The sequence below is a fragment of the Cryobacterium psychrotolerans genome, assembly GCF_900101115.1.
GTDB classification, from domain to species: domain Bacteria; phylum Actinomycetota; class Actinomycetes; order Actinomycetales; family Microbacteriaceae; genus Cryobacterium; species Cryobacterium psychrotolerans.
Genome location: NZ_FNFU01000015.1, coordinates 59,521 through 67,484 on the forward strand (window position 1 = coordinate 59,521; position 7,964 = coordinate 67,484).

Genomic DNA, 7,964 nt, shown 5'->3' on the forward strand with positions numbered 1-7,964 from the left:
GATGTCATGAAAACCCGACTCATTGGAGCGATCGTCGCCATCGTGCTGGCGCTTGTCGGCACCGTCGTGCTCACCGGATATGTGCGGGGCGCTGATGCCCGCGCCGCGGACGGCGCCGCGTTCGTGCCGGTCTTCGTGGTCTCCGAGGAGATCCCGGAAGGAACCGCGGCGGAGGCGATCAGCGACTTCATCACGGTGAAGCAGTTGCCCGCGATGTCCGCGGTTCCGGGGCGGGTGACCAAGCTGTCGGCCCTGGCCGGCATGGTCACGGACGCCGCCCTGATGCCGGGCGAACAGCTCATCAAATCGCGCTGGGTCGACCCTGCCGAGCTCGCGGCCCGCGGCCAGGTCGACCTGCCGGACGGCATGCAGGCCCTGACGATCGCACTCCCCGTCGAACGAATCGTCGGCGGCACCGTCAAGGCGGGAGACACGGTGGGCATCGTCGTGGCGGCCACCGTGAAGATCGGGCAAGCCGCCGAGGACGTGTCGGTGAGTAAGCAGGTCTTCCACAAGGTGCTCGTAACGGCCGTGCACGAAGGAACCCAGACATCGCCCGCGAAAAACGATGAAGCGCAGTCCGAGCCGGTCGGCGAGATCATGGTCACCCTCGCCCGCACCACGCCCGACATCGAGAAGATCGTCTGGGGCCAGGAATTCGGCTCGGTCTGGCTGACGATTGAGCCCAAGGAAGCCACCGAAACCGGCTCCACCGTCGTCGACGCCGGAGACGTGTTCAAATGACCCACGCACCGGCAGGTCGATAATGCCGGCCTCCATCCGCCGCAGCCGGCCGAAGCCCGGGGTGCAGCGCAACCCTGACGTCGACCCAGACGTCGACATCGACATCGACAACGACAACGACAACGACAACGACAACGACAACGACAACGACCCAGAAGGTCACGTCGCGGTCCCAACGGCCCCCAGACTGGAACTGGTGCCCGAGCTGGCACCAGATCCGGAGCCCGAAGCCGACCTCGAAGCCGAAGACGAGGTCGAGGCCGAGGTCGAGGTCGAGTCACCGGCAGAGGGGACCTCCCCGGCCGCCGTCGCCCGGAACCGGGTCATCGCCGTCGTCTCGGCCAAGGGCGGCGTTGGGAAGACAACCATCGCCACGAACCTTGCCGTGGGGCTTGCCCAGGACTCACCGCTCGGAGTAGTGCTTATCGACGCGGACATGCAGTTCGGCGACGTTGCGACGGCTCTCTCCCTGGCACCGTCCCGCACCTTGCCCGACCTGGTATCCGGCGTCGTCCCCAACGACACCATGGTCCTGAAGACCTACCTCACCCCGCACCCCAGCGGCTTCTATGTCGTGTGCGGGGCGGAGACACCGGACGAGGGCGACCGGGTCACCGGAGACCAGCTGGCCAACCTGATCGCACAGCTGGCGACGGCCTTCCAGTATGTCATCATCGACACGTCGCCAGGCCTCGGGGACCACGCCCTGGCCGCAATAGAACTCGCCACGGACGCCGTCATGGTGTGCGACATGTCGGTGCCGAGCATTCGCGGGCTGCGCAAGGAGTTGTCCATCCTGGCCGACATCGGCATCATGCCGGCGTCCCGTCACGTTGTGCTGAACTTCGGCGATCACTCCAGCGGCATGTCCGTGCGCGACGTCGAGCAAACCATCGGCGTTCCGGTCGACATCGCGATTCGGCGCTCCAATCGAGTCGCCCTGTCAACGAATCGGGGGCTTCCGCTCCTCGCCGAGGGCGCGCGCAGTCCCGCGACCGGGGCATTCAAGGCGCTCGTGCGCCGATTTGATCCGACCGCTTCGCTGAAGGCCGGTCGCCGACACCGAAGGGTGGTTGTCTCATGAGACTGAACGAGCGAGTCGATACGATGCGCCAGGGGCCCCAGCATCTCGCTGAGAAGCGGCCCTCCAAAGCAAGCGCACCCAGGGCCGCCGAGGTCAGCGTGCCGCCGGTCGAACAGCTGCCCCCGCCGGCAGCCGCGCCTCACCGGGTGCCTGTGGCTGCGCCCGCGCCGACGCCCCCGGTCGACCCTCTCGCCGACATCAAGGAGAAGGCGGCGCAGGAGCTGTTCGCGCGGATCGGGTCGCGCCTGAACGACGCGAGCCTCACCGAAGAGCAGCTTCTCGCCTACGCACGCACCGAACTCAGCAAGATCGTTTCGGCCGAGCAGGTGCCGTTGAGCTCGCAGGAACGCGCCAGGCTCATCGCGGAGATCGGCTCGGACGTGCTCGGCTTTGGTCCGCTCGAAGCGCTGCTGAGCGACGACGACGTGACGGAGATCATGGTCAACGGCCACGAACAGATCTTCGTGGAGCGCCACGGGCACCTGACTCTCAGCGGGTCCCGCTTCACGAGCGAAGCCCAGTTGCGCCGCGTCATCGAGCGGATCGTCTCGAAGGTGGGTCGCCGCATCGATGAATCATCGCCGCTCGTGGATGCCCGGCTTGCCGACGGTTCGCGCGTCAACGCGATCATCCCGCCGCTCGCGGTCGACGGTTCGTCGCTGACGATTCGGAAGTTCGCCCGGGAACCCTTCACTGTTCACGACCTGGTGCGGTTCGGCACGTTGAGCCCCGATATGGCGCAAGTACTCGACGCCTGCGTCAAGGCCAAGCTGAACATCATCGTCTCGGGCGGTACCGGAACCGGCAAGACGACCCTGCTCAACGTGCTCTCTGCTTACATTCCCGAGGAAGAGCGCATCATCACCATCGAGGATGCGGTCGAGCTCCAGCTGCAGCAGGAACACGTCATCCGGCTCGAATCGCGGCCCTCGAACACCGAGGGAGTGGGTGAGGTCACCATCCGCGACCTGGTGCGCAACTCACTCCGGATGCGCCCGGATCGAATCGTCATCGGCGAATGCCGCGGCGGCGAGACCCTGGACATGCTGCAGGCCATGAATACCGGACATGAGGGGTCCATCTCGACGGTGCACTCCAATTCGCCGCGCGATGCGATCGCCAGGATGGAGACACTCGTGCTGATGGCCGGCATGGATCTGCCGCTTCGGGCCATCCGTGAGCAGATAGCATCCGCCATCGACGTCATCGTGCAGATCACCCGGATGAAGGACGGCACCCGGCGTGTCACGCACGTGACCGAGGTGCAGGGCATGGAGGGCGACATCGTCACCCTCCAGGACGCCTTCACCTTCGATTACGGCGCAGGCGTGGACCACGACGGACACTTTGTCGGTCATGCCGCCGCCACCGGAGTGCGCCCGCGGTTCGCCGACACGTTCCACGATCTCGGAATCGACCTGCCCGCGAGCGTCTTCCAGGCCGAACTGCTCACCAGGAGCCAGCGATGAATCCCGTCGTGCTCTATGGCGGAATCGCCATCGGACTGGCCGCGTTGCTCGTCTTCATCTTCGCGGTGATCGCGCCGGCCCCGCGCATCCCCCTCGAACGGCGGCGAGCCCCCGGCGCGGAGGAGACGACGACCCTGACCCGGATGACCGATCACACGACGGCAGCGATCGACCGGGCGATGAAACGACGCGGCAAGGCTCCGTTCAGCGCTGCCGAACTCGAGCAGGCCAACATTCGTATGCAGCCATCCGGCTTCGTTCTGCTGGTCGTCTCGGCCGCGATCGTGCTGGCGCTGCTGGGCCTGGTGCTCGGCAGCAACGGCCCGTTCGGTGTGCCGCTGATGGTCACCTTCGCGGCGCTCTCCCCCGTCGGCGCGAAGATCCTGATCAGCGTCCGCGCCTCCCGACGGCGCGCCAGGTTCGCGGACCAACTCGACGAATCACTCGGTCTTCTCGCCGGCGGTCTGCGCGCAGGGCACAGCCTGCTCCGCGCGCTCGACGCCGCTTCCCAGGAGACAGAGGCGCCGACCTCCGAGGAATTCGTCCGGGTCGTGAACGAAACCCGAATCGGGCGCGACCTGGGCGAGGCACTGGACAACACCGCTATTCGGATGCGCAGTGACGACTTCCGGTGGGTTGCGCAGGCCATCGCCATCAACCGTGAGGTCGGCGGCAACCTCTCCCAGGTGCTCGACCGGGTTGGCCACACCATCCGGGAGCGCAACGAAATTCGCCGGCAGGTGAAGGCGCTGGCCGCGGAAGGGAAGATGTCGGCGTGGGTGCTCATCATGCTCCCCATCGGAGTGTTCACGTTTCTGCTCCTGACGAAGCCGGACTATTTCGGCGCCTTCTTCGAGAACGTGTGGGGCATTCTGGCGCTGGTCGTCGCGGTCGTACTGCTCATTGTCGGCTCATTGTGGATGATGGCCGTCGTCAAGGTGAAGTTTTAGGAGAATCCAATGACGTCATTCATTGCCATCCTCGCGATTGCCGGCGGATTCGGGGCCCTGGTGGGAATCCTCGTCGGCAGCCGCCGCCCGCAACGGGTCACCGTTGGTCCTGAGGCCGCATCCGCTGCGGTTTCCATGGGCGCCTCCCTCGGTACCAGGATGCGCGACATCGCCCCGACCGGCTATGTCGGCATGCTCGCCCGCCAGGTGGCACTGGCGGGTCGCCCGCCCGCCTGGACCGTCGACAGGATCCTGATGGCCAAGCCCATCCTGGGCATCGTCGCGCTTCTCTTGTCGGGATGGTTCATCAGTGGCGATCCCGGCGTTCCACGCCTGGCCCTCGGGATCTTCGTCACCCTGTTGTGCTTCTTCCTGCCTGACCTGCTCATCCTCAGCAAGGCTCAGAAGCGGCAGGAGGAGATCCAGAACGCGCTCGCCGACACCCTCGACCAGATGACCATCGCCGTGGAAGCCGGCCTCGGCTTCGAGTCGGCCATGGCCAAGGCTGCGACGAACGGCAAAGGCCCCCTGGCAGAGGAGTTCATCCGCACCCTGCAGGACATGAGCATCGGCCAGGCCCGCAAGGCCGCCTACGAGGCGTTCTCCGAGCGCACCTCGTCTCCGGACCTCCGACGCTTCACCCGCTCGATCATCCAAGCGGATGCCTACGGCCTCGCGATTGCCGACGTCCTGCGCATCCAGGCCAGCGAGATGCGCCTGCGCCGCCGCCAGCGGGCCGAGGAGAAGGCAATGAAGGTGCCGGTCAAGGTCTTGTTCCCCCTGGTGTTCTGCATTCTCCCGGTGCTCTTCATCGTTCTGATGACACCGGCCGTGCTCGGCATGGTCAAGGCCTTCTCCTAGAGGATGGCCGTCATCACATTCCAGCCCGAGCCAATCTGCACGCGTGTGCCCAGGCCCGTTGCGGTGCCGCGGTACAGCCAGAGGTAGCCGCTCTTGTCACGGGCGACCACCTCGGTCCGGCCGTCGCCGTTCAAGTCGCCGCCCGCGGTGATGGCCGTCATCAGGTTCCAGCCGGAACCGATCTGAACCCTCGAGCCGAGCCCAGACCCGGTGCCGCGGTACTGCCAGAGGTAGCCGCTGGTGTCACGGGCGATGACATCCGCCCGGCCATCGCCGCTGAAGTCGCCGCCGGCGGCAATCGAGGTCATCCCGTTCCAGCCGGAGCCAATCTTGACCCGGGCGCCCAGGCCGGACCCCGTGCCGCCGTATAACCAGAGTGCGCCGGCCGAGTCCCGGGCGAGGACATCCGCCCGGCCATCGCCGGTGAAGTCGCCTCCGGCCGCGAGGGCCGTCATCGCTTTCCAGCCCCAGCCGATCCTGACCCGCGCGCCCAACCCCGAGTCGGTGCCACGGTAGAGCCAGAGATCGCCGGCCGCGTCGCGGGCGATCACATCCGCCCGGCCGTCCCCGCTGAAGTCCCCGCCGGCCATGATCGTCGTCATCGCGCCCCAGCTGGAGCCGATCCTGACCCGCGAACCCAGCCCTGAGCCGGTTCCCCGGTAGAGCCAGAGGTTCCCGGCCGAGTCCCTGGCCGCCACATCGGGGCGGCCGTCGCCGGTGAAGTCCTTCCAGGATGAGGGAGCGGGCGGGGTCAGAGGCGCAACGGTTGTCGCCGAGTAGGAAGCGAAATTCTGGGTGTAGTACGGCCTCCCGTCGGAGCCGTAGTAGTACCCGATGCCGATGTCGGTCGACTTCGACATGATGTTGGCGTAGTGCCCCGGGGAATTCAGCCAGGCGGGGGTCACTTTCTCGACGGCGTAACCGTAGGCGACGTTCTCGGCGCCGGACGATGCGCCCGCCGGATACTGCCTGAAGTAGTCGGGGTTGTGGCTCATCACACCGGAGTCGGACATCTTCTTCGTCCAGTTTTGGGCAACGGTGTTGAGCGACGCGTTGAGCCGGAGCGGTGCCAGGCCCTTGCCGGCGCGGGCCGCGTTCGTTTGGCCGAGAATCGTCCGACGGGCGGCGTCGAGTTCACTCGACGACGGCGCGGCGGTAGCGGCCTGCGGATCCAGGCCGACGGCGAGCCCGGACGTGAGGCCCACGATCAGCAGGGTTGCCAGCACGAGGCCGGGAAGTCTTCGCATCGGGGTTCCGTTCACCAGGTTGCAGCGTCAGTCAACACTGCGTCTTTCCCGACCGCGCCACCAGTCGGCGCTTCGGGGGACGGACCCACTTTAGGCTGAGTTGCGGACAAAGAACCTTCAATGTCGAAGCGAAGGTACTTTCTCCGCATCTCAGCCGGGGGGGGGTGGCTGGGAGAACAGGGGGGAACAAGCAGAAGGCCCGGGCCGCAATGCGGGCCGGGCCTTCTGTCCTCGTGCTGTGGTGCACCCCCCCGGACTTGAACCGGGAACCCACTGATTAAGAGTCAGTTGCTCTGCCAATTGAGCTAGAGGTGCATGCTTTCGGTTCGGGGTCTAACCCGAACCGAAGACCAACGATAACACCACGAACCCACAGTTCGCCAATCGAGGGCGCGTTCGGGAGAGTCGCCCCGGATTACTATCCTTGGGAGCGTGACCGAACCCCTGAACCCCTCGCTCGACGACGACCTGGCCCTGGCCCTCGAGCTCGCCGATCGGGCCGACGCCATTTCCCGTGAGCGCTTCCACGCCCTCGACCTGGTGATCACGACGAAGCCGGATCGCACCCCCGTGACGGATGCCGACCAGGCCGTGGAGCGCGCCATTCGCGCCGGTCTCGCCCAGCGGCGGCCGGGCGACGCCATCCTCGGCGAGGAATACGGCGCCGAGGGGTCCGGCTCGCGCCAGTGGATCATCGACCCGATCGACGGCACCGCCGGGTTCCTGCGCGGAATCCCGATCTGGGCGACGCTCATCGCCCTGGCCGTCGACGGCGTCCCGGTCGTCGGGGTGGTCAGCGCCCCCGCGCTCGGCAAGCGGTGGTGGGCGCGCACGGACGGCGGCGCCTGGATGCTCGACGAGCGCGCTCCCGATGCGGCGCCAGAGCGCCTGCGGGTTTCCGGGGTGGCGACGCTCGACGACGCGTCACTCAGTTACAACAGCATCCAGCAGTGGGACTCGGCCGGACGGCTCGACTCGCTCATCGCCCTCTCCCGCCAGGTCTGGCGCACCCGCGCGTACGGAGACATGTGGTCGTACATGCTGCTCGCCGAAGGGCACCTCGACATCGCCGGGGAGTTCGACCTGCAGCCCTACGACATGGCCGCGCTCGTGCCGATCGTGCAGGAAGCCGGCGGGCGGTTCACTTCGGTCGACGGGCAGGCGGGCCCCTGGCACGGTAGCGCCCTGGCCACCAACGGCCTGCTGCACGAGGCCGCACTCGAGGCGCTGAAGGCACCCGAATCGGCCGCACCCCGCGGCTAGGGCGTGTTGATCAAGTGATTTCGGGTGCGCCTGGGCGACCATTGATCATGCATGAGCGTGATGTGGTTTCTGATGAGGCGTGGGCCGTGATCGAGCCGTTGCTGCCACAGGTCCAGGGGCGAAGTCGGCCCTGGCTGGATCACCGTATGGTCGTCGAGGGGATCGCGTGGCGGTTTCGCACGGGTTCGCCCTGGCGTGATCTGCCGGAGCGGTTCGGGCCGTGGAATACCGTGTTCAAACGGTTTGACCGGTGGGCCAAGGACGGCACCTGGCAGAGGATTTTGACGGCCGTGCAGTCTCGCAGCGATCAGCTGGGGAAGCTGGACTGGGTCGTCTCGATCGACTC

At 66.7% G+C, this 7,964-nt stretch carries 8 protein-coding genes and 1 tRNA gene; 7 read left to right on the plus strand and 2 right to left on the minus strand.

Annotated elements, in window-relative coordinates:
- Window positions 1-6: 6 nt before the first annotated feature.
- From cpaB to BLQ39_RS12045, 5 genes are read left to right on the plus strand one after another with little or no spacing between them, the layout of a single operon-like run.
- Window positions 7-744: a Flp pilus assembly protein CpaB gene (gene cpaB, locus BLQ39_RS12025; RefSeq protein WP_166784460.1), complete on the plus strand. Its 738-nt coding sequence runs from the start codon at window positions 7-9 to the stop codon at window positions 742-744.
- Window positions 745-766: 22 nt separating this feature from the next.
- Window positions 767-1,828, plus strand: a complete 1,062-nt coding sequence (locus BLQ39_RS12030; RefSeq protein ID WP_092324279.1) for a CpaE/TadZ family protein — start codon at window positions 767-769, stop codon at window positions 1,826-1,828.
- The gene (locus tag BLQ39_RS12035) at window positions 1,825-3,297 is read left to right on the plus strand and encodes a TadA family conjugal transfer-associated ATPase (RefSeq protein ID WP_092324281.1); all 1,473 of its coding nucleotides are present in this window, start codon (window positions 1,825-1,827) and stop codon (window positions 3,295-3,297) included. The genes BLQ39_RS12030 and BLQ39_RS12035 overlap by 4 nt, the downstream gene beginning before the upstream one ends.
- A complete protein-coding gene (locus BLQ39_RS12040) occupies window positions 3,294-4,247 on the plus strand; it encodes a type II secretion system F family protein (protein WP_092324282.1) in 954 nt (317 codons plus the stop codon). The genes BLQ39_RS12035 and BLQ39_RS12040 overlap by 4 nt, the downstream gene beginning before the upstream one ends.
- 9 nt (window positions 4,248-4,256) lie before the next feature.
- Window positions 4,257-5,108 (plus strand): type II secretion system F family protein, encoded by an 852-nt coding sequence (locus tag BLQ39_RS12045; RefSeq protein ID WP_092324284.1) that lies wholly within the window; start codon window positions 4,257-4,259, stop codon window positions 5,106-5,108.
- On the opposite strand, the gene BLQ39_RS12050 is transcribed toward BLQ39_RS12045, so the two are convergent.
- On the minus strand, window positions 5,105-6,355 hold the full coding sequence (locus BLQ39_RS12050) for an FG-GAP-like repeat-containing protein (RefSeq protein WP_092324286.1): 1,251 nt from the start codon (window positions 6,353-6,355) through the stop codon (window positions 5,105-5,107). The genes BLQ39_RS12045 and BLQ39_RS12050 overlap by 4 nt on opposite strands.
- Window positions 6,356-6,594: 239 nt before the next feature.
- A tRNA-Lys gene (locus BLQ39_RS12055) sits at window positions 6,595-6,670 on the minus strand.
- 117 nt (window positions 6,671-6,787) lie between these two features.
- Here BLQ39_RS12055 and BLQ39_RS12060 point away from each other — a divergent pair.
- Both BLQ39_RS12060 and BLQ39_RS12065 read left to right on the plus strand, forming a co-directional pair.
- Window positions 6,788-7,618, plus strand: a complete 831-nt coding sequence (locus BLQ39_RS12060; RefSeq protein WP_092324287.1) for an inositol monophosphatase family protein — start codon at window positions 6,788-6,790, stop codon at window positions 7,616-7,618.
- A gap of 47 nt (window positions 7,619-7,665) precedes the next feature.
- The coding region (locus tag BLQ39_RS12065) for an IS5 family transposase (RefSeq protein ID WP_143006469.1) at window positions 7,666-7,964 on the plus strand (299 nt) is incomplete at its 3' end.

Coding starts and splice junctions, on each gene's coding strand:
- cpaB (WP_166784460.1), top strand. CDS start 7: ATGAAAACCCGACTCATTGGAGCGATCGTCGCCATCGTGCTGGCGCTT.
- BLQ39_RS12030 (WP_092324279.1), top strand. CDS start 767: ATGCCGGCCTCCATCCGCCGCAGCCGGCCGAAGCCCGGGGTGCAGCGC.
- BLQ39_RS12035 (WP_092324281.1), top strand. CDS start 1,825: ATGAGACTGAACGAGCGAGTCGATACGATGCGCCAGGGGCCCCAGCAT.
- BLQ39_RS12040 (WP_092324282.1), top strand. CDS start 3,294: ATGAATCCCGTCGTGCTCTATGGCGGAATCGCCATCGGACTGGCCGCG.
- BLQ39_RS12045 (WP_092324284.1), top strand. CDS start 4,257: ATGACGTCATTCATTGCCATCCTCGCGATTGCCGGCGGATTCGGGGCC.
- BLQ39_RS12050 (WP_092324286.1), bottom strand. CDS start 6,355: ATGCGAAGACTTCCCGGCCTCGTGCTGGCAACCCTGCTGATCGTGGGC.